The 25267-nt window shown below is 72.4% G+C and carries 21 protein-coding genes; 11 read left to right on the plus strand and 10 right to left on the minus strand.

Annotated features, from left to right (window positions below; all coding sequences use genetic code 11):
- Positions 1–27: 27 nt before the first annotated feature.
- The 3 genes from ACE1OA_RS05990 to ACE1OA_RS06000 all read right to left on the minus strand — a co-directional run bounded on the left by ACE1OA_RS05990 (position 28) and on the right by ACE1OA_RS06000 (position 5204).
- Complete coding sequence (locus ACE1OA_RS05990; protein ID WP_356600396.1) at positions 28–1692, minus strand: BCCT family transporter; 1665 nt, start codon at positions 1690–1692, stop codon at positions 28–30.
- A gap of 216 nt (positions 1693–1908) precedes the next feature.
- On the minus strand, positions 1909–3207 hold the full coding sequence (locus ACE1OA_RS05995) for a M14 family metallopeptidase (protein ID WP_432752420.1): 1299 nt from the start codon (positions 3205–3207) through the stop codon (positions 1909–1911).
- Positions 3204–5204 carry a Xaa-Pro dipeptidyl-peptidase gene (locus ACE1OA_RS06000; protein ID WP_432752421.1) on the minus strand — a complete coding sequence of 667 codons (2001 nt, stop codon included), beginning with the start codon at positions 5202–5204 and terminating at the stop codon, positions 3204–3206. Before ACE1OA_RS06000 ends, ACE1OA_RS05995 begins: the two co-directional genes overlap by 4 nt.
- Positions 5205–5395: 191 nt before the next feature.
- On the opposite strand from ACE1OA_RS06000, the gene ACE1OA_RS06005 reads away from it, so the two are divergent.
- The 7 genes from ACE1OA_RS06005 to ACE1OA_RS06035 all read left to right on the plus strand — a co-directional run bounded on the left by ACE1OA_RS06005 (position 5396) and on the right by ACE1OA_RS06035 (position 15220).
- Positions 5396–6955, plus strand: coding sequence for a M1 family metallopeptidase (locus ACE1OA_RS06005; RefSeq protein ID WP_432752422.1), 1560 nt, complete (start codon positions 5396–5398; stop codon positions 6953–6955).
- A 131-nt stretch (positions 6956–7086) separates the two neighbouring features.
- Positions 7087–8061: a hypothetical protein gene (locus ACE1OA_RS06010; protein WP_386546181.1), complete on the plus strand. Its 975-nt coding sequence runs from the start codon at positions 7087–7089 to the stop codon at positions 8059–8061.
- Positions 8062–9320: 1259 nt separating this feature from the next.
- A complete protein-coding gene (locus ACE1OA_RS06015; RefSeq protein WP_356776702.1) occupies positions 9321–10346 on the plus strand; it encodes a LacI family DNA-binding transcriptional regulator in 1026 nt (341 codons plus the stop codon).
- 253 nt (positions 10347–10599) lie between these two features.
- The gene (locus ACE1OA_RS06020; RefSeq protein WP_432752423.1) at positions 10600–11904 is read left to right on the plus strand and encodes an ABC transporter substrate-binding protein; all 1305 of its coding nucleotides are present in this window, start codon (positions 10600–10602) and stop codon (positions 11902–11904) included.
- 105 nt (positions 11905–12009) lie between these two features.
- Entirely contained in the window at positions 12010–12975 is a 966-nt protein-coding gene (locus tag ACE1OA_RS06025; RefSeq protein WP_384866327.1) for a carbohydrate ABC transporter permease, read from the plus strand.
- A complete protein-coding gene (locus ACE1OA_RS06030; RefSeq protein ID WP_384866325.1) occupies positions 12972–13811 on the plus strand; it encodes a carbohydrate ABC transporter permease in 840 nt (279 codons plus the stop codon). Before ACE1OA_RS06025 ends, ACE1OA_RS06030 begins: the two co-directional genes overlap by 4 nt.
- Positions 13812–13852: 41 nt before the next feature.
- Positions 13853–15220, plus strand: coding sequence for a GH1 family beta-glucosidase (locus ACE1OA_RS06035; protein ID WP_432752424.1), 1368 nt, complete (start codon positions 13853–13855; stop codon positions 15218–15220).
- Here ACE1OA_RS06035 and ACE1OA_RS06040 read toward each other — a convergent pair.
- Both ACE1OA_RS06040 and ACE1OA_RS06045 read right to left on the minus strand, forming a co-directional pair.
- The gene (locus ACE1OA_RS06040) at positions 15192–16064 is read right to left on the minus strand and encodes an oxygenase MpaB family protein (RefSeq protein ID WP_356600410.1); all 873 of its coding nucleotides are present in this window, start codon (positions 16062–16064) and stop codon (positions 15192–15194) included. The genes ACE1OA_RS06035 and ACE1OA_RS06040 overlap by 29 nt on opposite strands.
- A 125-nt stretch (positions 16065–16189) precedes the next feature.
- Positions 16190–16678, minus strand: a complete 489-nt coding sequence (locus ACE1OA_RS06045; protein ID WP_356600412.1) for a hypothetical protein — start codon at positions 16676–16678, stop codon at positions 16190–16192.
- A 125-nt stretch (positions 16679–16803) separates the two neighbouring features.
- Here ACE1OA_RS06045 and sph point away from each other — a divergent pair, with 125 nt between their 5' ends.
- From sph to ACE1OA_RS06060, 3 genes are all read left to right on the plus strand, one after another.
- On the plus strand, positions 16804–17841 hold the full coding sequence (sph, locus tag ACE1OA_RS06050) for a sphingomyelin phosphodiesterase (protein ID WP_432754036.1): 1038 nt from the start codon (positions 16804–16806) through the stop codon (positions 17839–17841).
- 174 nt (positions 17842–18015) lie between these two features.
- A complete protein-coding gene (locus ACE1OA_RS06055; protein WP_356600416.1) occupies positions 18016–18942 on the plus strand; it encodes a MurR/RpiR family transcriptional regulator in 927 nt (308 codons plus the stop codon).
- 276 nt (positions 18943–19218) lie between these two features.
- Complete coding sequence (locus ACE1OA_RS06060; protein WP_356776694.1) at positions 19219–19611, plus strand: hypothetical protein; 393 nt, start codon at positions 19219–19221, stop codon at positions 19609–19611.
- 75 nt (positions 19612–19686) lie between these two features.
- Here ACE1OA_RS06060 and ACE1OA_RS06065 read toward each other — a convergent pair whose 3' ends face one another.
- Together ACE1OA_RS06065 and ACE1OA_RS06070 are read right to left on the minus strand one after the other, a co-directional pair.
- Positions 19687–20151 (minus strand): hypothetical protein, encoded by a 465-nt coding sequence (locus ACE1OA_RS06065; RefSeq protein ID WP_356600420.1) that lies wholly within the window; start codon positions 20149–20151, stop codon positions 19687–19689.
- A gap of 102 nt (positions 20152–20253) precedes the next feature.
- Positions 20254–20748 (minus strand): macro domain-containing protein, encoded by a 495-nt coding sequence (locus tag ACE1OA_RS06070; protein WP_432752425.1) that lies wholly within the window; start codon positions 20746–20748, stop codon positions 20254–20256.
- 110 nt (positions 20749–20858) lie between these two features.
- Here ACE1OA_RS06070 and ACE1OA_RS06075 point away from each other — a divergent pair, with 110 nt between their 5' ends.
- Positions 20859–21623, plus strand: coding sequence for a MerR family transcriptional regulator (locus tag ACE1OA_RS06075; RefSeq protein ID WP_356600424.1), 765 nt, complete (start codon positions 20859–20861; stop codon positions 21621–21623).
- Positions 21624–21677: 54 nt separating this feature from the next.
- Here ACE1OA_RS06075 and ACE1OA_RS06080 read toward each other — a convergent pair whose 3' ends face one another.
- From ACE1OA_RS06080 to ACE1OA_RS06090, 3 genes are all read right to left on the minus strand, one after another.
- A complete protein-coding gene (locus ACE1OA_RS06080) occupies positions 21678–22562 on the minus strand; it encodes a hypothetical protein (RefSeq protein ID WP_384866316.1) in 885 nt (294 codons plus the stop codon).
- Positions 22559–22927: a hypothetical protein gene (locus tag ACE1OA_RS06085; RefSeq protein WP_384866314.1), complete on the minus strand. Its 369-nt coding sequence runs from the start codon at positions 22925–22927 to the stop codon at positions 22559–22561. The genes ACE1OA_RS06080 and ACE1OA_RS06085 overlap by 4 nt, the downstream gene beginning before the upstream one ends.
- Before the next feature lie 135 nt (positions 22928–23062).
- The gene (locus tag ACE1OA_RS06090; protein WP_432752426.1) at positions 23063–25237 is read right to left on the minus strand and encodes a 3-hydroxyacyl-CoA dehydrogenase NAD-binding domain-containing protein; all 2175 of its coding nucleotides are present in this window, start codon (positions 25235–25237) and stop codon (positions 23063–23065) included.
- Between the last annotated feature and the right edge of the window lie 30 nt (positions 25238–25267).

A 25267-nucleotide genomic window follows, 5' to 3' on the forward strand; every position in this document is an offset into this window, starting at 1 on the left:
ACCGGTCGGTAACCTTAGCAAACGCGATCAAGGCGCTTCGCCCGAGGTACCGGCACCGGGCCCGATGCGCAGTTCGAAGTCTCCGTCGTACTGTTTGTGACCTGCGATGACGGCGAGTTCGACGACCTCCACGCCGACCTCGCCGCGCACGATCAGCGGGTCTCTCCGCAAATCCCGCATGAGAGCGACGCACATGCCGATCATCACGAGGACGAACGGCGCCGCCGCCAGGATCGTGAGGTTCTGCAGGCCCGCCAGGGCGTCGCCCTGACCGTCGCCGATGAGCAGCATGATGGCGGCCACCGCTCCGGTCACCACCCCCCAGAACACGACGACGAGCCGGGCCGGTTCGAAGGTGCCGCGCTGCGAGAGCGTGCCCATGACGATCGAGGCGGCGTCCGCGCCCGAGACGAAGAAGATGCCGACGAGGATCATCACGAGCAGGCTCATCACCCCGGTGAGCGGGAATTCCTGGAGGACGCCGAAGAGCTGGCCCTCGGGCGTGCTCTCGTCGGGCAGGTCGCCCTGCTCGCTCAGCTTCATCGCGGTCCCGCCGAAGATCGCGAACCAGACGAGGCTGACCGTGCTGGGCACCAGGATCACGCCGCCCACGAACTGACGGATCGTCCGCCCCCGGCTGATCCGGGCGATGAACATGCCGACGAAGGGCGTCCAGGAGATCCACCAGGCCCAGTAGAAGACGGTCCAGCTTCCCAGCCAGTCGTGGATCATCTCGCCGCTGGTCGCCTCGGTGCGGCCGGCCAGCTGCGGCAGGTCGCCGATGTAGGCGGCGATCGAGGTGGGCAGCAGGTCCAGCACGATGATGGTCGGGCCGGCGACGAAGACGAAGACGGCCAGCAGCAGGGCCAGCACCATGTTGATGTTGGAGAGCCACTGGATGCCCTTCTCCACACCGGAGACGGCCGACAGGACGAAGGCGACGGTCAGGACGGCGATGATGCCGACGAGCAGAGCGGTCCCCGTCTTCTCCATCCACCCGAGCTCCTCGAATCCGCTGCCGATCTGGAGCGCGCCGAGGCCCAGCGAGGCCGCCGAGCCGAACAGCGTGGCGAAGATGGCCAGGATGTCGATGAACCGGCCCAGCCCCCCGTAGGCCAGCCGCTCCCCCAGCAGCGGGACGAAGACCGCGCTGACGGTCTGGCGGCGCCGTCTGCGGAAGGTGGAGTACGCGATGGCGAGGCCCACGACGGCGTAGATCGCCCAGGGATGGAGGGTCCAGTGGAAGAGGGTGGTGGCCATCGCGGTCTCCATCCGCTCGGCCGAGTCGAGCGGATGGGTCCCGGGCGGCGGGGTTCCGTAGTGGGCCAGCGGCTCGCTCACGCCGTAGAACATCAGGCCGATGCCCATGCCGGCGCTGAACATCATGGCGATCCAGGACACCGTGCGGAACTCCGGGCCCTCGTCCTCCTGGCCCAGGGTGATCCGGCCGTAGCGGCTGATGGCCAGCCACAGCGCGAACACGACGAAGCCGGAGGCGGCCAGCATGAACGCCCAGCCGCCGTTGCGGATCAACCCGTCCAGCAGCGAGCTGCTGACGCTCTCCAGGCTGTCCGTGGCGAGGGCGCCCCACAGGACGAACGCCACGGTCAGCACGGCGCTGACGCCGAACACGATCCGGTCGGTACGGGCACGGTGGTGGTGCGCGGGCAGGCCGGGGAGGTCCGCCGTCACCGCGCGCCCGTCCCGGCCGTCCCGGCCTCCCCGCGCCGGATCGCCCTGGCGGAACCCCCCGGGCCCCGGGCCTCCCGGGCCGTCCCCGTCGGCCCCTTCTCCGCGACCGTCCGGTCTCTGCTTGTCCTGCGACACAGGTGGCACCTTTCACGGCATTACGGGGCGAAAAGGATCCCCCGGTAATGCAGTACCACAGGTGACGCCGAAGTCAGCGGATCAACAGGCCTCCACCGCCTGACCGGTGGTGAGACGGAAGGCGGCCCGTCCGTCCAGCAGCAACGGGACCAGGGCCCGCTGCGACTGCCGCAACGGAACGAACCAGCCGTCCCCGTCCCGGCGCACGACGATCCCGTGCAGGGCCAACTCGTCGCCGAACCGGGCGTACTGGGCCCCGTCGAGGCGGTAGCCGCAGGGCGGGTCCGGGAGCACCTCGGCCGGCTCGGCGGGGTCGTTGTCGGCACCGCCGAGGAGGACCGGGCCGCGGTCGGCGAAGCCGGTGTGCCGGGCCGTCGCGGCGGCCGCCCCGATCGGCCCGCGCCGTTCGTCCGTGTACGCGAAGGAACCCTTCAGCGCCGCGAGTTGGGAGGCGACCCGGCGCCGCCGGTTGAGCGCCTCGTCGTCCTTCTCGGCGTCCGTCAGCGCGTCGACCCGGGTCTCGACGAGCAGGCCGACGGAGTGCTTGACGCCGGCCGTGTTCCGCAGGATCCGTTCCTGCCCGTCGCCCGCGACCTGCCGGATCGGCTGCCCGGTGAGGGGGTCCGTCCAGATCCCGTAGACGCCGGTGCCGAAGCCGGCGATCTCGGCGGCGGGCCGGACGTACGACTCCGCGAGCGTGCGGGCCTCGCCGTGGACCCGGGCGTCGGTGTTGAGGTTGCGCGGCCAGAGCGCGAGCAGGTCCCGGTCGTAGTACGGGGAGGTGGCGCCGTACTCGTGGAGGTCGTGGATCACCTCCGGGCGGCGGTCGCGGATCACGGCCGCCAGCGCCCGTCCCTCGGCCGACCGCAGCGCGAGGTGGTCGCGGTTGACGTCGATCCCGTCGGTGTTGCCCCGCGTGTCGGCCTCCCGGCCGTCCGGGTTCGCCGTGGGCACGACGAGGACGGTGGTGCGGGCGAGGAAGCGGAGGGTCGCCGGGTCCTTCGCGTAGGCCAGGTCGCGCACCGTGGTCAGGCACGCCTCCCGGCCCGACGGCTCGTCACCGTGCTGGCTGCAGACCAGGAGCACGGTCAGGCCGGTACGGTGCGCGCCGACCGTGGCGAGCCGCAATGGCCGGCCCTGTCTCGTCGTGCCGATCGTGCGCACCGAGACCCGGTCGCTGCCCCGGTCGACGGCGGCAAGGAAGTCCCGCTCCTCCGCCTCGGTCGTCCAGGTCCCGCCGCGGCTCGCCTCGAAGCCGGTCCGGGGCGGCGGGGCGGCGGCCGCTCCGCCGGCGGCCTCGGCGGGAACGGTGACGAGGGGCAGACCGACCGCGGCGGCGGTCACGGCGAGGCCGATGCTGCGACGGGTCCGGCCGTTCATCGTGCGGCGCCTCCGGGGATCGGGTGGCCCGCGCGGGGCGGGGCGGCCGGACCGGCCGACGGGGCTTCACCCCGCACCGGCCACACGGGGGCGGCGGCGCCGGCCGTGGCCCGGGCGAAGGCCCCGGCGCCGCCGACCAGCGGCAGCCTCGCCGTGGTCCGGGCGAGGTCGAGGGTGAGCGTCGGCCTGGTGGAGGGCGGGTCGAGCAGGTCCTTGTCGGTGCCGCCGACGATCAGCGCGAGCCGGTGCCCGGCGGGGACGACGTGGTCGGCCGAGGCCAGCTCCAGGGTGATCGTGTACGCCCGTCCCGGGGTCAGCGGGCGGCCCTCGCCGGGGTCCGCCCAGGTGCCGAGGTCGGCCCAGCCGCGGCTGACGACGGTGTGGGCGACGTCCGCCGTCCGCGCCCGGGTCTCCTTGAAGCAGGCGCTGTCCCCGCTCGTGCTCGCGCCCCAGCAGCTGCGCTCGGCAAGCGTGGTGATGCCCTCGCCGGCCGCCGCGTAGTCCCGGATCGTGTCGGGGCCGAGGTCGACGAGGACGGCCGTCAGATGCGCGGTCCCCGTCGTCGGGGTGGCGGTGACGGTGACCCTCGACGAGCCGGACAGCCGGAGGTCGCGGGTGAGCGGGCGGGTGACGAACCCGGCCTTGGACGGGGTGGGGGTGTCGATCCGCGCGGCCCAGTCGGTCTCGCCGAGGCCCGGGTCGTCGGTGAAGGTCGCCGTGCTGCCCGGCGCGGCCGGGGTGCGGCCGAGGGTGCCGACACCGGGTGCGGCGCCGGGACCGGGGCGCAGGGTGGTGGTCGCGGTGGCGCGCGGCGGCCAGACGCGGTCGGTGCTCCAGCGGTCCGGGGCGCGCTCGATGTCGGCCATCGGCTCACGGTCGATGCCGTTGTCGTAGCCGAGGAGGTAGTGGTCGAACCAGCGGTGCAGGGTGCGCACCCAGTCGGCGCGCCGGAAGTCGAAGGGGTCGACGTGGCCGGTCTGCGAGAGCCAGATCTTGCGCTCCACGCCGTGGGCGGCGAGGGCGTCCCACCACTGGCCGAACTGGTTGGCCCGGACGTTGAGGTCCTGCTGCCCGTGCACGACGAAGACGCTGGCCCGCACCTTCGACGCGTCCGGGACGTAGTCGCGTTCGCTCCACGCGGGGGTCCGGTCGCCGCTGTACGGCGTCCCGGCGGTGATGCGCTCCTGGACGGCCGCGCAGCGGCCCTTGGCCTCGGCGCTGCCCACGTAGTCCGAGAGCCAGCTGGGGTTGGCGTCGTAGAGCGGGGCGCCCTGGGAGTGGAAGTAGTCGTACCAGGAGGAGATCGCGCCGATCGGGACGATCGTCTCCAGGCCCTCGACGCCGGTGGCGGCGACCCCGTTGGCGATGGTGCCGTCCCAGCTCTTGCCGATCATCCCGACCTTGCCGGTGGACCAGGCGGTGGCGCGGGAACGGGTTTCGCCGGTGCGGGTGGTGTAGCCGCGGGCACGGCCGTTCAGCCAGTCGACGACCGCCTTGGCGGACTGGATGTCGGAGCGGCCGCCGACGTCGTCGCAGCCGTCGGAGCGGTTGGTGCCGGCGAGGTCGACGGCGACGAAGGCGTAGCCGCGCGGGACGAACCAGTTGTCGTAGAAGAGCGGGAACTGGACGGGGTTCCCGTCGGCGTCGTAGGTCTTCTTCTGGCCTTCGTTGCCGCGTCCGCAGCAGGAGTAGTACGGGCTGGCGTCCATCACGACCGGGATCCGCCGGCCGGCCGCGGCGGTCTCCCGGGGGCGGACGATGTCGACGGCGACCCGGTCCGCCCGGCCGTCCCCGTCGCCGTCGAGTCCGGTGTCGACCCACACCGACTCGCGGATGGCGTCGCCGTAGGAGTACACGGGCTGCGACTCCCGTGCGGGGGTGCCCGCACGGGCGCCGGCGGCCGGGACGAGCAAGGTCATCAGGGCGGCCGCGGTGGCCACGACCAGGGTTCTGCGCGACGAACGGTTCCGACGGGGTCTCCGCACACGTATCGGCATGGGGCGGAACGTACCCCGGTCAACTCCTGAGCAAAAGAGTGCAGTCGAGGACAGGAGGGTTCATGTCGGCCGAATGGCGATCGTGTGACGGGAGGTCCCGTGGACAGGACGGCGCGTCGGGGGTCTGATTACTGTCGCTAAGGACCGACGACCACCCGCGCGTCTTACGCTTCGTCACGTTTGGAGCTCCTGTGCACCGCAGAATCATCGTTCCGAGTGCCCTCGCGGCCTCGCTGCTGCTGGCGATCCCGGCATCCGCGGCCGACTACGTTCCGGGCGCCCCGGGCATCGGCGACTCCTACTACCCGGCCAGTGGGAACGGGGGCTACGACGTCTCCCACTACGACCTGCGCCTGACCTACCAGCCCGCCACGGACGTCCTGGAGGGCACGGCGACCATCCTCGCCACCACCCGGCAGAACCTCTCCCGCTTCAACCTCGACCTCGGACTGAAGGTCAGCGAGGTGCGGGTGAACGGGAAGAAGGCGGCGTTCACCACCTCCGGCGAGCAGGAGCTGGAGATCACTCCTGCCGCGCCTCTGGAGAAGAACCGGACGATCTCGGTCGTCGTGCGCTACGCGGGCAAGCCCTCCGAGGTGAAGATCGGCGGCTGGACCGCCTGGCACCGCACGCCCGACGGCGGTGTCGCCGCCCAGGAGCCCGACTCGGCGGCCTGGTGGTTCCCCTCCAACGACCACCCCCTGGACAAGGCCACCTTCGACGTCTCGGTCGCGGTGCCGGACGGCACGCAGGCCATCAGCAACGGCGTGCTGCAGTCGCAGTCCTCCAAGCTCGGCTGGACCCGGTACAACTGGCGGTCCAACAAGCCGCAGGCGACGTATCTGGCCACTCTCGCCGTCGGCAAGTTCGACATCACGACCGACAGGACGGCGGGCGGACTGCCCGTGCTCAACGCCTACAGCCGGGACCTCGGCGACAACGCGGGTGCGGCGCGGGCCAGCGTCGAGCGGACGGCCGAGGTCGCGGAGTGGCTGGAAGGGGTCTTCGGGCCGTACCCCTTCAACGCGCTCGGCGGCTACGTGCCGAACGTGACGAGCGGCTACGCGCTGGAGACCCAGACCCGGCCCTTCTACAGCCCGCGGCAGTTCGCGAACGGCTCGAACGTGTCCGTGGTCGTGCACGAGCTGGCCCACCAGTGGTACGGCGACAGCGTCTCGGTCGACAACTGGAAGGACATCTGGGTCAACGAGGGCTTCGCCCGGTACAGCCAGTGGCTGTGGTCGGAGAAGGAGGGCGAGGGCACCGCCCAGGAGCTGGCGGACTACGTCTACGCGACCCGGTCCGCCGAGGACCCCTTCTGGACGGTCAAGCCCGGCGATCCGGGCCCGGACAACCAGTTCCACATCGCCGTCTACGACCGGGGGGCGCTGGCACTGCAGGCGCTGCGCAACGAGATCGGTGACGAGGACTTCTTCGCCGTGCTCAAGGGCTGGCCGACGGAGTTCGCCTACGGCAACGCGGAGGTCGCGGACTTCGTGGCGTATGCGGAGCGGATCTCGGGCAAGCCGCTCGCGGCACTCTTCGACACCTGGCTGTACCAGCCGGTGAAGCCGGCCGCCCCGGCCGCGACCGGCGCCGGGGCGACGCGGCAGACCGCGGGCGCCGACGCGGACGCGCGGACGAGCGGGCGGTCCGCCGCGGCGGCACCGAAGCCGGTGCAGCCCCGGTCGTGGAAGAAGATCGCGGAGACCAACACGATCCACGCGCACGAGGAGCACGCGGGACGCTAGCCGCGTCACTCCGAAGTCCGGATCACCGCGCGCCCCGCCGTCGCCCCTCGTGGGGCGGGGGCGGGGCGCTCGCGGTCCGGACAGGACCTAAGGTCTCCACCGGACGCGAGATCAACGAGGACGGTGGTGTGATGACCCGGGAGCGATACGGCGATCCGGACGTACGGGAGGCCGCCGTGCGGCGGGTCCAGGCGGAGTGGGGGCTCGAACTGCCGGACTCCTTCCTTCTCTTCCTGGACTTCCTCGACGGCCTCGACGACACGGAGCGGCAGGCCCTCCGGGACCTGGACGTCACTCCGTGCGGAGTGAGCGACCTGTTCAGGGACCCCGGCGCCCGGCCGCGTGAGGGTGTCGACATCCGCGCGCACGGGCGGTACTACCGGGATCCGCCGGAGTTCCTCACCTTCCTGCACGGCGGGTCCGACGGCCTCCACTTCGGCCTCTGGTCGGACGACGGCCGCGGCTGCGCCGGCGTCGCCTCGTACTGGACGCACGACGGCGGCGGCATCGAGCGGCGGCACGCCACGCCCCTGGAGGCGGTGCGGTCCCGTATCGAGGGCGCGCACCGGGACCTCGCGGACTACGCGGCGGACGGCGACCCGGAGGAGGAGGCACGGCTCGCGGCGCTGGCGGGACTGCGCACCGCGCTGACCCGGCACGAGACCGGGGAGCGCACCGAGACGGGGCTCGCCTACGCCCAGGCGTACGAGTACCGCCGGCCGTCCGTGGACACCGCGCGGGTGACGACCCTGGACGAGGCGGGCGCTCTGGTGTCCGGGGAGACGGCGCCCGGCCGTCCACCGCATCCGGCGGCCGACCCCCACCGGTTCGAGACGTTCATGGACGAGCTGTTCGAGGATCCGGCGGCCCTGCGGGCCGCGCACGCGGAGGCGCTGCGCCGGGCCGCGGCCGGTGACCCTGCGGAGGCCCTGGTGCTCGGCCGGGACCTGCACTGGGCCTCGTACGGCGTGCCGGAGCGCGAGGAGTACGCCCGCGAACTCCTCGCCGTCGCCTACCGGGAGCTCGACCGCCCCGCGCTCGCGGACATCGCCGCGGCCCACCACCGCCACCGGGATCTGCCGGACGTGGACGTCTTGGGGGGCTGAGGGGGGCGGAGGGTGCGGGCTTGGCGCTGGGCGGCTTGTCGGGTGCGGGTCCCTGGGCTCTTGCCGGCTTCTGGTGGTTGGCCGCCCTCTCTCCGAGAGTGGCAGCCGGGTCCGTGCCCTCAAGGGCGCTCCTTCGTCGCGTCGGTGCGCGATGGCCTTCGGCCACCCTTGACCGCCCGGCCCCGGCTGCCTTCTCACACTCGGAGGGCGGCCCGGGGAGGGGCATCCGCTCCGGGGCCCGGTGCCTCTGGGGCGCCGTAGGCGGCCGAAGGCTTTCGGGGTGGTTCAGCGCGGCCATTGAATGGGGCGGCTGGGCCTTGCTTAGCGGCAATCCGTCGTGTCTTGGCGGGGATTCATGCCCCGCTGGTCATTCTCCGGTGGTGGGTGAAGCCGAATCCGGAGCCGTCATCGCCGGCTCGGGTCAGGGGGCGCGGGTCGCGTGGGGCGGCGGGTCGCGCGGATCCCATCCGCCCCAGCAGTCCCATCGGCAATCCGGGATCGGCCACTCAATGACGTTACGACGTACATTAAGCCTCCCGAGAGTCCGATACGCCCCGTGAAGTCCCATATCCCGCCCGGTTACCGCGCGTAATGTACGCGCTAGCGTCATTCGGGATGACTCCGCCTGCCGAGATATACCGGGCCGGGTGGAGGAGGCCCGCCCGGGTCGGCAACCATCCCAAGGGCTCTTGGATTCGGCTTCACCCACCACCGGAGAATGACCAGCGGGGCATGAATCCCAGCCAGGAATCGAGCAGCACCCGCTAAGCCATGCCCGACCGCCCCATTCAATGGCCGCGCTGAACCACCCCCGGGCCCGACGGCCGCCGACGGCGCCCGAGAGGCACCGGCCCCCCGCCTGGGCCCATCCCCCCGGGCCGCCCTCCGAGTGTGAAAAGGCGGGTGGAGGCGACGGGTCAAGGGTGGCCGAAGGCCATCGCGCAGCGACGCGACGAAGGAGCGCCCTTGATGCGGCGCCGTAACCCGCCACACTCGGAGAGAGGGCGGCCAACCACCAGAAGCAAACGGGGACCCAGCAGCCCAAGAGCCAGGACCCGCACGGGCAAGCCCCCTGCCCCGTCGCCACCACGGCGGAACCAGCCATCCCACCAGCAGGCGGAGCATCGATGGGGCCACCGGTGCGGAGCGGCGCGCCCCGCTCCTTGAGAGCGCTTTCGCCGGGTGCCCTGCGCGCCCCGGTCACCCGTTACCCTCATCCCTGTCAGCACCGTCCTGCCTTGTGCCCGTGAGGAGCCACCGTGAGCGAATCGACGTCCGGGACGCGCCCCACCCTGGAAGCCGTCGCCGCGCGCGCCGGAGTCTCCCGGGCGACGGTCTCCCGCGTCGTCAACGGCGGGGCGGGGGTCCGCGCGCCGCTCGTGGAGAAGGTCCGCAAGGCCGTCGAGGAGCTCGGCTACATCCCCAACCACGCCGCCCGCAGCCTGGTGACCCGGCGCAACGGGGCCGTGGCCGTGATCATCGCCGAGCCCGAGTTCCGGATCTTCTCGGACCCCTTCTTCGAGCAGCAGGTGCGCGGCATCAGCCGGGAACTCACGGCGTACGACGCCCAGTTGGTGCTCCTCTGGGTCGAGGGACCGGGCGACCACGACCGGATCGCGCGTTATCTGGGCGGCGGCCACGTCGACGGGGCGCTCGCCTTCTCCCTGCACAACGACGACGACCTGCCCGCGATCGTGCGGCGCGCCCAGGTCCCGACGGTGTACGGCGGGCGGCCGGGGTGGACCGGTCCGGCCGACGAGCCGGCGGTCGCGTACGTGGACTGCGACAACCGCGGCGGCGCGCGCAGCGCGGTGGAGCACCTCCGCTCGCTGGGCCGCCGCCGCATCGCCCACATCACCGGTCCCCTCGACCAGACCTCGGCCATGGACCGGCTCGACGGCTACCGGGACGAACTGCCCGACGGCGACCCGGCCCTGGTGGCCGACGGGGCCTTCACCGAGGAGAGCGGCGCACGGGCGATGGCCACGCTGCTGCTGCGCCGGCCCGACCTGGACGCGGTGTTCGCCGCCAACGACCTGATGGCCGCGGGCGCGCTGCGGGTCCTGCGCGAACAGGGCCGGCGGGTGCCCGAGGACGTGGCGCTGGTCGGTTTCGACGACATGCTCTCGGTGGTCGAGGGGACCGATCCGGCCCTCACGACGGTGCACCAGGACATCGAGGGCATGGGCCGGCTGATGGTCCGGCTCCTCATGCGCACGCTCGACGGCGAGGCGGCCGCTCCGGTGATCACGCCGACCGAGCTGATCCGCCGCGCCTCCGCGTAGGAGCCGCACCCGCACCGCGCGGGATCCGCTCGTCCGGACGGGAACCGCTCCTCCGTACCGTCGTCCAGGAGCCGCGCCTCCGCGTAAGAAGGGTGAATCCCGGGCCGAACCGCCCGGGTACATCGAGCTGTTACGCGTTCGACTCTTGACGGGAACCACACCGGGGAGGCACGCTCCTGACGCATTCCTGAGAGCGCTCTCAGAACGCTCTCCGGGCGCTCTCGACGGACCCCGAAGCCAAGGGAGGCTTCTCATGCCCACTGCCCAAGCCGCCAGCAGGGCCGCAGTCCGACTCGGTGCGGTCGTCCTCACCGGGGCGCTCCTCGCCGCCTGCGGATCCGGGGGATCCGACAGCGCCTCCGACGACGCGGGCGGCAAGGTGACGATCACCGTCGACCTGTTCGGCTCGTTCGGCTACAAGGAGGCCGGACTCTACGCCGCGTACGAGAAGGCGCACCCCGGCGTCACCATCAAGCAGACCGACACCGAGGACGAGCAGGACTACTGGAAGTCGCTGCAGACCCGGCTGGCCGGCGGCGGCGGACTCGCCGACGTCCAGGGCATCGAGGTGGGCCGGATCGCCTCCGTCACCCAGCAGCAGGCCGACAAGTTCGAGGACCTGAAGAAGTACGGCGCCGACAAGCTCCAGGGCGAGTTCGCCGGTGCCACCTGGTCCGCGGCGACCACCAAGGACGGCAAGGTCCTCGGTCTGGGCACCGACGTCGGCCCCGAGGCCATGTGCTACCGCAGCGACCTGTTCAAGCAGGCCGGTCTGCCGACCGACCGCGCGGAGCTGGCGCAGAAGTGGTCCACGTGGGAGGGCTACCTGGCGCTCGGCAAGCAGTACCGGGCCAAGGCTCCGGCGAAGAGCGCCTGGCTGGACAGCGTAGGCAGCCTCTACACCGTCATGGTGGGGCAGGAGAAGGAGCGGTACTACGACGCCTCCGGCAAGCTGATCTACGCGGACAACCCGGCCGTCAAGACGGCCTGGGAGACCGCGACCGGAGCGGCGAAGGACGGCCTCAGCGCCAAGCTCGACCAGTGGTCGCCGCAGTGGAACCAGGCGTTTTCCGCCGGTTCGTTCGCCACGCTGCCCTGCCCCGCGTGGATGCTCGGCTACATCAAGGGCCAGGCCGGTGACGCCGGCAAGGGCAAGTGGGACATCGCCGCGCTGCCCGGTGGCGCTGGCAACTGGGGCGGCTCCTTCCTGGCCGTCCCGCGCGCGGCGAAGCACAAGAAGGAGGCGTACGAGCTGATCCAGTGGCTCACCGCCCCCGCCCAGCAGGCCGCGCTCTTCAAGAAGCAGGGCAACTTCCCGTCCTCCACCGGCGCCATCGCCGAGGTCTCGACGGCGACGGACCCCTACTTCTCGGGCGCGCCCATCGGCCAGATCTTCGGCGACGCCGCGAAGGCCGCCCCGGTGCAGGTGCTCGGCGTCCACGACAAGAACGTCGCCGACCAGATCACCAACGCGCTGAGCGAGGTGGAGCGCAAGGGCGTCAGCCCCGAGAAGGCGTGGTCGAACGCCCAGAAGGGCGTGGACAACGCGATCGGCTGACCGCGGCCGGAGGCCGGGACGGCGGAATCCGGTCCGTCCCTCTCCGTCCCGGCCCCGCACCGCCCGACCCACCCCTCCTCCCCCGATCGATCGAAGGGCCGCACCGTGACCCTCACCGCCTCCGGGGCGACGACGGCGCCCGTCCCGCCGTCGCCGCCCCGGACCACCGGCCGCCCGGCCCGCCGCCGATGGGCCGACCTCGCCCCGTACGTCTACGTCGCTCCGTTCTTCACGCTGTTCGCCGCCTTCGGCCTGTTCCCGCTGCTGTACACGGCCTTCGTCTCGCTCTACCGGGTCGAGCTCCAGACGCCCGGTGACATGGAGTGGCGCGGGTTCGGCAACTACACGGCGCTGCTGACCGACGAGTTCTTCTGGACCGCGCTGCGCAACACCTTCACCATCGGGGTGCTGTCCACCGTCCCGCAGCTCGCCATGGCCCTCGGTCTGGCCCACCTGCTGCACTACAAGCTGCGCGGCCGCACCTTCTTCCGCACGGCGATGCTGCTGCCGTACGCCACCTCCGTGGCCGCCGCGACGCTGGTCTTCGCGCAGCTCTTCGGGCGGGACTTCGGTCTGGTCAACTACGCCCTCTCGCTGGTCGGCATGGACCCGGTCGACTGGCAGAACGACACGTTCGCCTCGCAGGTCGCCGTCTCCTCGATCGTCGTCTGGCGCTGGACCGGCTACAACGCGCTGATCTACCTCGCGGGCATGCAGTCCATCCCCGGCGAGCTCTACGAGGCCGCCGAGATGGACGGTGCCTCCCGGCTGCGCCAGTTCTTCCACGTCACGCTGCCCGGGCTGCGCCCGACGATCGTGTTCACCACCGTCGTCTCGACGATCGGCGCGACCCAGCTGTTCGGCGAGCCGCTGCTCTTCGAGGGATCGGTCTCGGGCGGCATCTCGCACCAGTACCAGACCCTCGGGCTCTACCTGTACGAGCAGGGCTGGGGCTTCTTCCATCTGGGCCGGGCCGCCGCGATCGCCTGGCTGATGTTCCTGCTCATCCTGCTGCTGGTCGGGGTCAACGCCCTGATCGTGCGCCGACGTTCACGCAAGGGGGCCCGGTGAAGACCGCGCGCGCCGCCCGTACGGGCCACGGCGGAAGGATCACGTACGCGATCCTGGTCCTGGCCGTCCTCGTCTCCGCCTTCCCCTTCTACTGGACGATCGTCGCCGCCAGCCGGTCGAACGCGGAGCTGGCCCAGGTCCCGCCCACGCTGCTGCCGGGGCCGAACCTGTTCCGCAACTTCGAGGCGGTGCTGGAGGAGGCGGACATCGGGAAGGCGCTCCTCAACTCGCTGATCGTCTCGGGCTCCATCACCGTGGGGACGGTGCTGTGCTGCACCCTGGCCGGCTTCGCGTTCGCCAAACTCCGCTTCCGCGGCCGGGGCGCGCTGCTCGCGCTCACGGTCGGCACGATGATGATCCCGCCGCAGCTCGGCGTGATCCCGCTCTTCATGCTGATCGCCGAGCTGGGCTGGGTGAACCAGCTGCAGTCCGTGATCCTGCCGGGTCTCGTGTCGGCCTTCGGCGTCTTCTTCATGCGCCAGTTCCTGGTGCAGGCGCTGCCCGACGAACTGATCGAGGCGGCCCGGGTGGACGGGGCGTCCTCCGCCCGGATCTTCTGGTCGATCGTGGTGCCCATCGCACGGCCGGGGATGGCCGTGCTCGGTCTGCTCACCTTCATGGCGGCCTGGAACGACTTCTTCTGGCCCGTCGTCGCCCTGTCCTCGCAGGAGCCGACCGTGCAGGTCGCGCTCCGCCAGCTCGGCGGCGGCTACGTCCACGACCAGTCCGTGATCATGGCGGGCACCCTGCTCGGCACGCTCCCCGTGCTGCTCGTCTTCGGCCTGCTCGGCCGGCAGATCGTCGGCGGCATCATGCAGGGCGCCGTCAAGGGCTGACCCCCCGTTCCCTCCTTTCTCCTCACGGGAGTTCCTTCCTCATGAACGCTCTCTTCCCTGCCGGTTTCCGCTGGGGCTCGGCCACCGCCGCATACCAGATCGAGGGCGCGGCGGCCGAGGACGGCCGTACCCCCTCCATCTGGGACACCTTCAGCCGGCTGCCGGGCAAGGTCCGCAACGGCGACACCGGGGACATCGCGGCCGACCACTACCACCGGGTGCGCGAGGACGTCGCGCTGATGAAGGCGGTGGGTCTGACCGACTACCGCTTCTCGCTGGCCTGGCCGCGGATCCAGCCGACGGGGCGGGGGCCGGCCGTCCAGAAGGGCCTGGACTTCTACCGCGCCCTCGCCGACGAGCTGCTGGAGGCCGGGATCCGGCCGGTCGTCACCCTGTACCACTGGGACCTGCCGCAGGAGCTGGAGGACGCGGGAGGCTGGCCGGAGCGGGCGACGGCCGAGCGGTTCGCCGAGTACGCCGGGCTCGCCGCCGAGGCGCTCGGCGACCGGATCGACACCTGGACGACGCTCAACGAGCCCTGGTGCGCCGCCTTTCTGGGGTACGGCTCCGGTGTGCACGCCCCGGGCCGCACCGACGACCGGGCCGCGCTGCGCGCCGCGCACCACCTCAACCTGGCGCACGGTCTGGCGGCCCGGGTCCTGCGGGACACCCTGCCGGCCACGGCGGAGCTGTCGCTGACCCTGAACCTGCACGTGGCCCGGCCGCTCACGGACGCCCCGGAGGACGTGGACGCGGCGCGGCGGATCGACGCCGTGGGCAACCGGATCTTCCTGGACCCGGTCTTCCACGGCCGGCTGCCCGCCGACCTGGTGGCGGACACGGCGCACCTCACGGACTGGTCCTTCGTGCGCGACGGCGACCTGGCGGCGATCTCCACCCCGATCGACTCGCTCGGCATCAACTACTACTCCCCGGCCGTCGTCGCCGCCGGCACGTCGGAGTCACCCTCGCCGTGGCCGGGCGCGCCGGAGCGGGTGCGTTTCCTGCCCGCGCCGGGCCCCCGGACGGCGATGGACTGGCCGGTCGACGCGAGCGGTCTGCACGAGCTGCTGGTCCGGCTGCGGGACGAGCTGCCCGGGGTGCCGTTGCTGATCACCGAGAACGGCGCCGCCTACGACGACTACGCCGACCCGGAGGGCGCGGTCCACGACCCCGAGCGGGTGGAGTACCTGGACGCCCACCTGGAGGCTGTGCACCGGGCGATCGCCGACGGCGCGGACGTGCGCGGCTACTTCCTGTGGTCGCTGCTGGACAACTTCGAGTGGGCGTACGGGTACGGCAAGCGCTTCGGGATCGTCCACGTGGACTTCGCGAGCCAGCGCCGTACGCCGAAGGACAGCGCCCGCTGGTACGCGGAGGTCATCGGGCGCGGCGGACTGCTCCGGTGAGCCGGGCCCGGCGGCGCGCCTCGCGGGCCGCCGGGAGGTAGCGCAGCCGTTCGGGGAGCACGGGCACCACGGTTCGTACGACCCGGGTGAAGCGGCGCAGCCGGCGTTCCTGGGCGTCGGTCCACGGCAGGCCCAGGGCCTCCCGGGCGTCCGGTGGCATCAGGCCGACGGTGACGAAGGCGCGGAAGCGGGCGAGCGGCGGCAGGAGCACCGGCCACAGCGCCGCCAGGAGCAGCCGCACGGGCAGCGGGCCGCGGTCGGGCGGCGGTACGGGCTGGTCGGTGGCGACCAGTTCCCGGACGACGACCGTGGCCTCCAGCTCGTCGGCGAGCATCTTGCGCCAGTAGGGCCAGAACTCCTCGATCGTCTGCGGCATGTCCCGGTCGTGGATGCCGAGGATCCGGCCGACCTGGAGCCACTCGGCGTAGAGCCGCCGGTCCTGGGCCTCGGTGAGCGGGCGGGCGAGGTAGCGCAGGCCGTGCCGGTAGACGGGGTAGCCGGTGGCGTGGACCCAGGCGTAGTTCGCGGGGGTGAGGGCGTGGTACCGGCGGCCGTGGGCGTCGGTGCCGCGGATGGTCCTGTGGAGTTCCCGGAGCCGGCGGCCCTCCTCGGCCGCGGCCTCGCCCCCGTACACCCAGAGCTGGACCGAGCGCAGGGAGCGCTCGCCGCGGCCCCAGGGGTCGGTGCGGAAGACGGAGTGCTCGTCGACGCCGGCGCCGACGGCGGGGTGCGCGACCTGCAGGGTGAGTGCCGCGGGGAGCATGAGCAGTCCGCGGACGTCGCCGGCGATGCTCCACAGCACGCCGCCGGGCGGGGGCGGCGCGGGGTCCTTCGGGCGGGTCACGCGGGCACGCTCCTCATGCTTTCCAGCCTGCTCCGGCCGGAGGTCTCGGGCAAAGGCCGCACATGGCTCGGGGCCGCCGCCCGGGGTGTGACCCCGGGGCGGCGGCCCCGTCCTCGCGGTGGGCGTCAGGCGCGGTCGGCGCCGACCGGCTCGCCGACGATGCGGCCGGCCAGGGCGTGGGCCCAGGCGTCGACGTCGGCGTTGAGCTCGCGCTCGGCGGCGGAACGCTCGGCGGCGATACGGGCGGCACCCTCGGCGAGGATGGCCTCGCGCTCGCGGACGCCCTCGGCGCGCGCGGCGGCGATGGCGGCGGCACCCTCCTCGGTGGCGCGGGAGCGGATGCGGGCCGCCTCGTGGCGGGCCTCGGCGAGCTCCGCCTCGTACTGCGCACGGATCTGCGTGGCCTCGGCACGCAGGTCGTCGGCGCGCTCGGTGCCGCCGGCGATGGCGTCCTCGCGCTCGGCGAGGGTGCGGTTGATCTTCGGCAGGATCCCCTTGGCCAGGATGAGGAAGGTGATGCCGAACACCACGAGGCCGAGGATCAGCTCGGCCGTCACGGGGTTGAGCGGACCGAGGTCCATGTCGAAGATCGTCGAATTCTGCGCGAGGGTCATGCGCGCATGATACCTGGTCCGGATTCCGACAATTCGCGCACCCCGTCGACTGTTGGCGCGCTTGTGCGGAGCACGCAAGATTCCCGGCACCGAATGGCTACCGAAAGGTAACTACGGCTGCTTTGATGTGGCGCGCCGGTTCAACCCCCCACCCTCACTTGGGAGTTCCTGTGCAGCTTGTCGCGCTCCGCCGTATTCCAGGCGCCGCTCTCTCACTGGCGCTCGCCGCCGCCACCCTGGCCGCGACCGCGCCCGGCGCCTCGGCCGCCCCCGCCGAGGGGACCCCGGGCCTGAAGGTGCTCACGTACAACGCCTTCCTCTTCAGCAAGACCCTCTACCCGAACTGGGGACAGGACCACCGGGCCAAGGAGATCCCCGCCGCCTCCTTCTTCCGCGGCAACGACGTCGTCGTGCTCCAGGAGGCCTTCGACAACGCGTCCTCGGACGCCCTCAAGGCGAACGCCGCCGGCCAGTACCCGTACCAGACCCCGGTCATGGGCCGCAGCAAGAACGGCTGGGACGCCACCGGCGGCTCCTACTCCGCGACGACGCCGGAGGACGGCGGCGTGACGATCCTCAGCAAGTGGCCGATCGTCCGCAAGGAGCAGTACGTCTACAAGGACGCCTGCGGCGCCGACTGGTACTCGAACAAGGGGTTCGTCTACACGGTCCTCGACGTCGGCGGCACGCGGGTCCACGTCGTCGGCACCCACGCCCAGTCCACCGACCCGGGCTGCTCGGCGGGCGAGGCGGCCCAGATGCGCGGCCGCCAGTTCAAGGCCATGGACGCCTTCCTGGACGCCAAGAACATCCCGGCGGGCGAGCAGGTCCTGGTCGCCGGGGACTTCAACGTCGACTCGCGGACGCCGGAGTACGGCACGATGCTCGCCGACGCCGGTCTCGCCGGCGCGGACGCGCGCACCGGGCACCCGTACTCCTTCGACACCGCGCAGAACTCGATCGCCTCGGAGCGCTACCCCGACGACCCGCGCGAGGACCTCGACTACGTACTCCACCGCGCCGGCCACGCCCGGCCCGCCGGCTGGACGAACAACGTGATCCAGGAGCAGAGCGCGCCCTGGACGGTGTCCAGCTGGGGCACCCGGTACACCTACACGAACCTGAGCGACCACTACCCGGTCACGGCCTACCCGGCCGGCTGACCGGAGCGGCCTCCCGCCGGGGCTCCGGGCGACACCCGTCGCCCGGAGCCCCGGCGGGGCGCGCCGCCGGCCTCCCCGGCCCGTCCGGCCGTCCCCTCCGCCCGCAGACCGCACCCGGTGGCGACCCCGGGTGAACTAGATTGGGCCGCAGTGGGACGAACAGGGAGGCACCCCGTGCCATCAGGGCAGCAGGCGCGCGCACAGGCCGCGGCGATCACCCCCGGCAAACGCTCCCCGGAGACGGCGGAGGCGACTCCCGTCGACCGGGTCCGCGCGCTCTTCGGCGGCCACCGCCTCTCCCCCGGGCAGCGGCGGATCGCCCAGTTCCTGATCGACCACCTCACCGAGGCCGCGTTCCTGTCGATCACGGAGCTCGCGGAACGGGTGGGGGTGAGCCAGCCGTCCGTGACCCGTTTCGCGTCCTCCCTCGGATTCAGCGGGTACCCCGCGCTCCGCGAGGCCCTCCAGCCCATCGCGCTCAGCGCCGTCGCCGGAGCGCCCGAGGGCCGGGAGGCGCAGCGCCGCAACGAGCTCCAGGAGGCGGTCGACCACGAGATCGAGAACCTGGCGTCACTGCGCCGCACCCTCGCGGACGCCGACCGGATCCTGGAGATCGGCGGCGAGCTGGCCCGGTCCGTCCCGCTCACCGTGCTCGGCCTGCGGATCTCGGTCTCGCTCGCCGAGTACTTCGCCTACGCGGCCCGGCGCATCCACCCCGACGTCCGGGTGGTGACCCGCGGCGGCAGCGTCGCCTACGACGCGCTGCTCCAGTCGCGCGAGGCGGGCGGCACCTGGGTGCTTGCCTTCGCGATGCCCCGGCACGCCAACGAGACCCTGGCCGCCGTGCGGGCGGCCCGCAGCACCGGACTGCGCGTCGCCATGATCACGGACCTGGCGCTCGGACCGCTGGCCCACGAGGCCGACGTGGCCTTCACGGCGGGCACCGGCTCCCGGCTCGTCTTCGACTCGTACGCGGCGCCCGGGGTGCTGTCCGCGGCGATCCTCCAGGCGATGGCGGACGCCGATCCCGAACGCACCCAGGCCCGGCTGGAGAAGTACGAGCAGGCCTCGGAGCAGTACGACTTCTTCCTGGAGGACTGAGCCGGTCCCGCGGCGGGAGGGACCGGCGTTTTCATACCCCCGGGGCGCATGAATTTTTTCATGCCCTTGCGTACTCGACGGTATATATATTTACTACGTGTGCCCCCGAGGGCTCGGACAGAACACCGAACGGGTCGCCCCCTCCTCCTCGCGACCCCTGGCTGTTCCCCCGGGGCACTCCGCGTTCGCGCGGGTCCCCACCGCGGCGGCTCCGGCCAACCCCTGGGCCGGAGCCGCCGCACCCCTGTGAACAGGCCCCTTCCGAAGGCGACAACGATGTCCCATCACCGCACACAGATCAGCGACGACTGGCCGTACTCGGTCCTGACCCCGGTCAGTCACAACTGGGAGGGCACCGCCGTCCGCTGGCTGCGCGAGCTGCTGCCGGCCCGGTACGCCGGCTACGCGACCCTGACACGCCATCCCGTGCTGCTGGCCCGCCACACCCGGCTGCAGATAGAGCACGAGATACGTGCGGTGCGGGTGGCGATGCAGACCTGCCGGGCGGAGCTGCCGCCGATGGGCGTGGCCGACCCGACGATCGAGTGCGCGATCAGGATGTACGCCGCCGAGCTGGAGCAGCTGAGCCGGCTCGCCCGGGGCGTGCGCCTGGTGTCGGAGGCGCTCCAGGCGAGCACCGACGGCGCCCGTCGGCGGGCCAGGGTCTGACGGACCGGGCCCGACGGAAGCACTCCGGGGGCCGCGAGCCCCCACCCGTGGCCCGCCTCCCGCCCCCCGAGTGGATCAGTGGGTCCCGAAATTGCTGTAGACCCACAGGCCCACGACGCCGGCCACGCAGAGCAGGACCACCCAGGAGCCGATGCCCGTGTGGCGTCCGCGGGCGGTCTCCGCCGGCCTGGCCGCCCGGGCCTTCCGGCCCGGACGGCGGGCGGCGCCGACCGGTTCCGCGGCCGCCTCGGCGGCCGTGACGTCCGCGAGGAGGCGGCGGCAGACCGCGGCCAGCTCCCCCGTCCCGGCGGACAGGTCGACCACGGCCTCCGATCGGGCCGGAGCCGTGGTGCCGCCGTCGAGCAGTCGCCCGGCCCGGACCCGCGCCTGGTCCTTCCCCCCGGTGGGGGCCAGGCTGATCCAGCGGCCCACGTGCTCACCCCGGATCACCACGCCGCCGCCCCGCTCGCGGTACACGGTGTGCTCCCGCCACAGAAGCCCGGCCAACTCGGCTGCCGTGTCCCTGAGTTCCGCGTACATGCCGTACCCCTCCCCTGACCCCCGATTCGAACAAGCACGTGACTCTAGCGGCAGGTACACGCCACCTCGCACGCCGGGTCCGCCCCCGTCCCGGCCGGTCCGCTACGCATCGACGTCGTACACCGTGACCGGGATCCCCCGCGTCACCAGACGGGCGGTGACCAGCGGTTCCACCCGCGCCCACGTGCCGCCGGCCAGGCCGCAGCCGATCCGCGGCATGTGCACGGAGGCACCCAGCTCGACCGCCCGGTCGGCGAGCAGCCCGAGCGCCGCGTCGATCGCCTCGTAGCGCACCGGGACACCACTGCTCCGGCTGGTCCGGATCCCTCGCTGCCCCACCAGGTTCGCCACCCAGACGTACGGTCCGACCTGGACGAACTGCGCCGCGCCCAGACCGAAGTCGTTTCCCGCCCGCCCCCGGTGCCAGCGCCGGTAGGCCGCCTCCGGTGCGGGCCAACGGCGCGAGAGCGCCAGGACGAAACCCCTCCCCCAGCCGCCCCGGTCGTTGCAGACATGGGCGATGATCTTGACGCCCTTCCCCTGCGGAGCGGTCGCGTCGCCCCGTACGTACGTGATGGCCGGCTCGTTCCCCGTCATGCCGTCACCGTACGGCCCGCCACCGACAACGTCGCGGCTCTTTTACAACGCCGGTGAGACAGCAATACTGTTGCACTGACCGGCGACACACGGGAAACGAGGCACCTCAGATGGCCACCGAGACCGAGGAGCAGCCGCCGACGTTCACCGTCGACGAGCTGGCCGCCCGGGCCGGCGTCACCGTGCGCACGGTGCGGTTCTACGGGACGCGCGGGCTGCTGCCGCCGCCCGTGATCGGCCCGCGCCGGGTCGGCCACTACGGACCCGAGCACCTCTCGCGCCTGGCCCTGATCGAGGAGCTCCAGCGCCAGGGCATGACCCTGGCCGCGATCGAACGGTACCTGGAGCAGCTCCCGCCCGATCTGAGCGCCCAGGATCTGGCCATCCACCGCGCGCTCGTGGCCTCCTGGGCGCCGGAGTCGGCCGAGGAGATCACGCACCGCGAGCTCGAACGACGGGCCGGCCGGGCCCTGGACGACGAGGACATCGACCGGCTCGCGGCGATGGGCGTGCTCGACCGGGGCCCGGATCCGGAGGTCTTCCGGCTCGACGGCACGCTCCTGCGGCTGGGAGTGGAGCTGCTCGACGTCCCCATCGCCCACGAGACGATCCTCGCCTCGCGCACGGTGCTGCTGGAGCACGCCCGCGCGGCGGCGCAGGAGCTCTCCCGGCTGTTCCGCGAGCAGGTGTGGAACCCGTACCGGGAACGGGAGTCGGACCCCGATCACGTGGCCGCCATGAAATCGCTCTCGGCGCACATGCAACCGATGGTGGTGCAGGCGCTGGTGACGGCGTTCCAGCGGTCGCTGAGGGAGGAGCTGCGGGCCGCGTTCGGCGCGGGGGGGCCGGCGGAGGACGGGGCGGCGGCGGACTAACGCGGCCCGGGGACGGCGGGAACCGGCGGCTGAACGTCGGCGGGTGCCGGCCGTTCAGGGCGTCAGGCCGACCCAGGTGGACTCGCTCTCCCGGACGACGTAGATGGCTCCGGTCTCGGGGGTCCAGCCGAGCGGGACGATGTAGTAGCGACCGTCTCGTTCGAGCAGGAGCCGCAGGCCGGTGTACCGGTAGGGGTGGAGCAGGTCGCTCGACAGCGGCTCCTTCCGGACCTCGGTGTCCGGGAGGGACAGCGGGCGGCTGCTGAGCACCACCACGCCGGTCCAGTCGACGACGTGGCGGGCATGGGACCTGGCGTCGCGCTGGGCGGTGTCGACCGTGACCCGGGTGAGGCCCCAGAAGAGGAAGACCGCCGCGGCGAAGACCGGGAGGGCCCGACGCCGGAATCCGTGCGGCCGGCGGCCCTGTGCGTCGCGGCACTGCGTCAGCAGCAGTCCGGCGCCGATGACGAACGGGGCGGTCCAGCCGTAGGGCTGGATCTGCGTCCACAGGGCGAGCAGCAGGACGCCGAGGGCCACGACCGGCAGGGAGAGGCGGGCCCCGAGCGCCTCGGCCCGCCCGCCGGCGCGCGGCGCCTGCGGGTGGCTCCCGGCCCGCAGCGAGGGTGCGATCACGGCGAGCACGATCAGCCCGGCGGCCACCAGCACCTCCAGCTTCAGCAGATGCAGGCTCTGTGTCGCGAGCTCGCCGAAGCTCAGGTCGAGGGTGCCGAGGGAGATGTGGAAGTAGCCGTAGTACGAACTGGTGTACATCGCCCCCAGATAGAAGAGGAGTCCGGCGATGAAGGTCCCCTGGGCGATGACCAGCTTGAGGAGCAGGGTGGGACTCGCGGAGTCGTCGCCCGGTCCCTCGCGCGCCGGCCCCCGCTCGGGCTCCGGGCGCGGGTCCCGCGCCGGTTCGTCCGGCGGCGGCATCGTCACGTGCCGTCTGGTGCGGGGGTCACGGGTCCTTCCGGGGGCGTCCGGTTCTCCGCGGGCTTCGTGAAGCTGGGTGCCGAGGTCGGGCGGCCGTTGCCGCCGGGACTCTTCGACGGGCCGGTCGGCAGCGGGGGCACCGACGGCCCGCCGTCGGTGCTCCGCCGACCGGCGGGCGTCGACGGCCCGGGCGGAGGCGTGTACGCCGGCGGGGACGACTCCTGAGACGGCCCGGAGACCGTCTCGGAGGGCGACGGGCCGTCCCCCGGGTCGGCCGAATCGGAGCCGCACGCGGCCAGCGCGGCGGCGCCGCACAGGCCGAGGGTGACGAACAGGGTGGCCCGCAGCCGGCGGACGGTCTTCTCGCGCATCCGACCTCCTTGATCGTCCGCGAGCATAGGCGGCCGTCCCCCGGGTCGCCCCGACCCGCGCGAAGCGGCCCCGGCGCACCGCTCGATCGGACGATCGGGCCGTGGCGCGCGGGGCCGCTCGCTCCCGTGGGGAGGTCAGGCGTCGGTGAAGACCTCGCCGCGCTCGGCCTTCTCGACCAGCAGGGCCGGCGGGGTGAAGCGGTCGCCGTACTTCTCCGCCAGCTCGCGCGCCCGCGCCACGAAGCCGGGCAGGCCGCCCTCGTAGCCGTTGATGTACTGCAGGACGCCGCCGGTCCAGGCCGGGAAGCCGATGCCCATGATGGAGCCGATGTTGGCGTCTGCGACCGACGTGAGGACGTTCTCCTCCAGGCAGCGCACGGAGTCGAGCGCCTCGGAGAAGAGCATCCGCTCCTTCATGTCCTCGAACGGGATCGTGACGTCCGGGCGGGTGAAGTGCTCGCGCAGGCCCGGCCACAGGCGCGTGCGCCCGCCGTCCTCGCCGTACTCGTAGAAGCCGCCGCCGCCGCTGCGGCCGGGGCGGCCGAACTCGTCGACCATACGGTCGATCACCGCGTCGGAGGGGTGACCGACCCAGGTGCCGCCGGCCTCCTCCACCGCGCGCCGCGTCTCGTTGCGGATCTTGCGGGGCAGGGTGAGGGTCAGCTCGTCCATCAGCGAGAGGACCTTGGCCGGGTAGCCGGCCTGGGCCGCCGCCTGCTCGACGGAGACCGGGTCCGCGCCCTCGCCGACCATCGCCACGCCCTCGTTGATGAACTGGCCGATCACCCGGGAGGTGAAGAACCCGCGCGAGTCGTTGACGACGATCGGGGTCTTGCTGATCTGGCGCACCAGGTCGAAGGCGCGGGCGAGTGCCTCGTCGCCGGTCTGCTCGCCCTTGATGATCTCGACGAGCGGCATCTTGTCGACGGGCGAGAAGAAGTGCAGACCGATGAAGTCGACGGGCCGCGAGACGCCCTCGGCGAGGACCGTGATGGGCAGCGTGGACGTGTTGGAGCAGAGCAGCGCGTCCGGCTCGATGACGTCCTGGATCTCCTGGAACACCTTGTGCTTCAGGGCGGTGTCCTCGAAGACGGCCTCGATGACGGCGTCGCAGCCGGCCAGGTCGGCCGGGTCGGCGGTCGGCCTGATCCGGGCGAGCAGCGCGTCGCGCTTGGCCTCGGTGGTGCGGCCCCGGGAGAGCGCCTTGGCGAGCAGCTTCTCGGAGTACTCCTTGCCGCGCTGCGCGGCCTCCGCGGTGACGTCCTTGAGGACGACGTCGATGCCCGCGCGGGCGCAGGAGTACGCGATGCCGGCGCCCATCATGCCGGCGCCGAGCACGGCGACCTTGCGGACCGGACGGGGCTCGATGCCCTGCGGGCGGTTGGCGCCGGAGTTGACGGCCTGGAGGTCGAAGAAGAAGGCCTGGATCATGTTCTTCGCGGTCTGGCCGGTCACCAGCTCGGTGAAGTAGCGGGCCTCGATGACCAGGGCGGTCTCGAAGTCGACCTGTGCGCCCTCGACGGCGCACGCCAGGATGTTGCGGGGTGCGGGGTAGGGGGCGCCGTTCAGCTGCTTCCTCAGGTTGGCCGGGAAGGCCGGGAGGTTGGCGGCGAACCGCGGGTTCGACGGCGTGCCGCCGGGGATCTTGTAGCCCTTGACGTCCCAGGGCTGGTGCGACTCGGGGTGGGTGTCGATGAAGGCGCGCGCCTTCGCGAGCATCTCCTCCGGCGTGGCGGCCACCTCGTGGACCAGGCCGTTCTCGAGCGCCCGCTGCGGCGTGTACTGGGTGCCCTGGAGCAGGACCTTGAGGAGCGCGTCGGCGATGCCCATCAGGCGTACGGTGCGGGTGACGCCGCCGCCGGCCGGGAGGAGGCCGAGGGTGACCTCGGGCAGGCCGATCTTGGAGCCGGGGGCGTCGAGGGCGATGCGGTGGTGCGAGGCGAGGGCGATCTCGTAACCGCCGCCGAGGGCCGCGCCGTTGACGGCGGCGACGACCGGCTTGCCGATCGTCTCGATGGCGCGGAGCGAGGCCTTGATGGCGGTGCCGGTGTCGAAGGCCTGCTGGGCCTGCTCGGGCCCGACCTTCATCATGTCCTTGAGGTCGCCGCCCGCGAAGAAGGTCTTCTTGGCGGAGGTGTAGATGATGCCGCGGATGGAGTCGCGTTCCGCGACGACCCGCGCGGCGATCGCCGCGATGGAGTCCTTGAACGCCTGGTTCATGGTGTTCGCGGACTGGTCGGGGTCGTCCAGGACGAGGGTGACGATCCCGGTGTCGTCCTGCTCCCAGCGGATGGTGGTGCTCTCGGTCATTGCGATGTCTCCGAAGTTGGGAAGGGAGGG

It is taken from the genome of Streptomyces sp. JL2001, assembly GCF_050917515.1.
In the GTDB taxonomy this organism is placed as follows: domain Bacteria; phylum Actinomycetota; class Actinomycetes; order Streptomycetales; family Streptomycetaceae; genus Streptomyces.

Coding starts and splice junctions, on each gene's coding strand:
- ACE1OA_RS06045 (WP_356600412.1), bottom strand. CDS start 16,678: ATGACCCTCGCGCAGAATTCGACGATCTTCGACATGGACCTCGGTCCG.
- ACE1OA_RS06065 (WP_356600420.1), bottom strand. CDS start 20,151: ATGTACGCGGAACTCAGGGACACGGCAGCCGAGTTGGCCGGGCTTCTG.
- ACE1OA_RS06020 (WP_432752423.1), top strand. CDS start 10,600: ATGCCCACTGCCCAAGCCGCCAGCAGGGCCGCAGTCCGACTCGGTGCG.
- ACE1OA_RS06070 (WP_432752425.1), bottom strand. CDS start 20,748: ATGACGGGGAACGAGCCGGCCATCACGTACGTACGGGGCGACGCGACC.
- ACE1OA_RS06010 (WP_386546181.1), top strand. CDS start 7,087: ATGACCCGGGAGCGATACGGCGATCCGGACGTACGGGAGGCCGCCGTG.
- ACE1OA_RS06075 (WP_356600424.1), top strand. CDS start 20,859: ATGGCCACCGAGACCGAGGAGCAGCCGCCGACGTTCACCGTCGACGAG.
- ACE1OA_RS06060 (WP_356776694.1), top strand. CDS start 19,219: ATGTCCCATCACCGCACACAGATCAGCGACGACTGGCCGTACTCGGTC.
- sph (WP_432754036.1), top strand. CDS start 16,804: ATGTGGCGCGCCGGTTCAACCCCCCACCCTCACTTGGGAGTTCCTGTG.
- ACE1OA_RS06090 (WP_432752426.1), bottom strand. CDS start 25,237: ATGACCGAGAGCACCACCATCCGCTGGGAGCAGGACGACACCGGGATC.
- ACE1OA_RS06000 (WP_432752421.1), bottom strand. CDS start 5,204: ATGCCGATACGTGTGCGGAGACCCCGTCGGAACCGTTCGTCGCGCAGA.
- ACE1OA_RS05995 (WP_432752420.1), bottom strand. CDS start 3,207: ATGAACGGCCGGACCCGTCGCAGCATCGGCCTCGCCGTGACCGCCGCC.
- ACE1OA_RS06035 (WP_432752424.1), top strand. CDS start 13,853: ATGAACGCTCTCTTCCCTGCCGGTTTCCGCTGGGGCTCGGCCACCGCC.
- ACE1OA_RS06085 (WP_384866314.1), bottom strand. CDS start 22,927: ATGCGCGAGAAGACCGTCCGCCGGCTGCGGGCCACCCTGTTCGTCACC.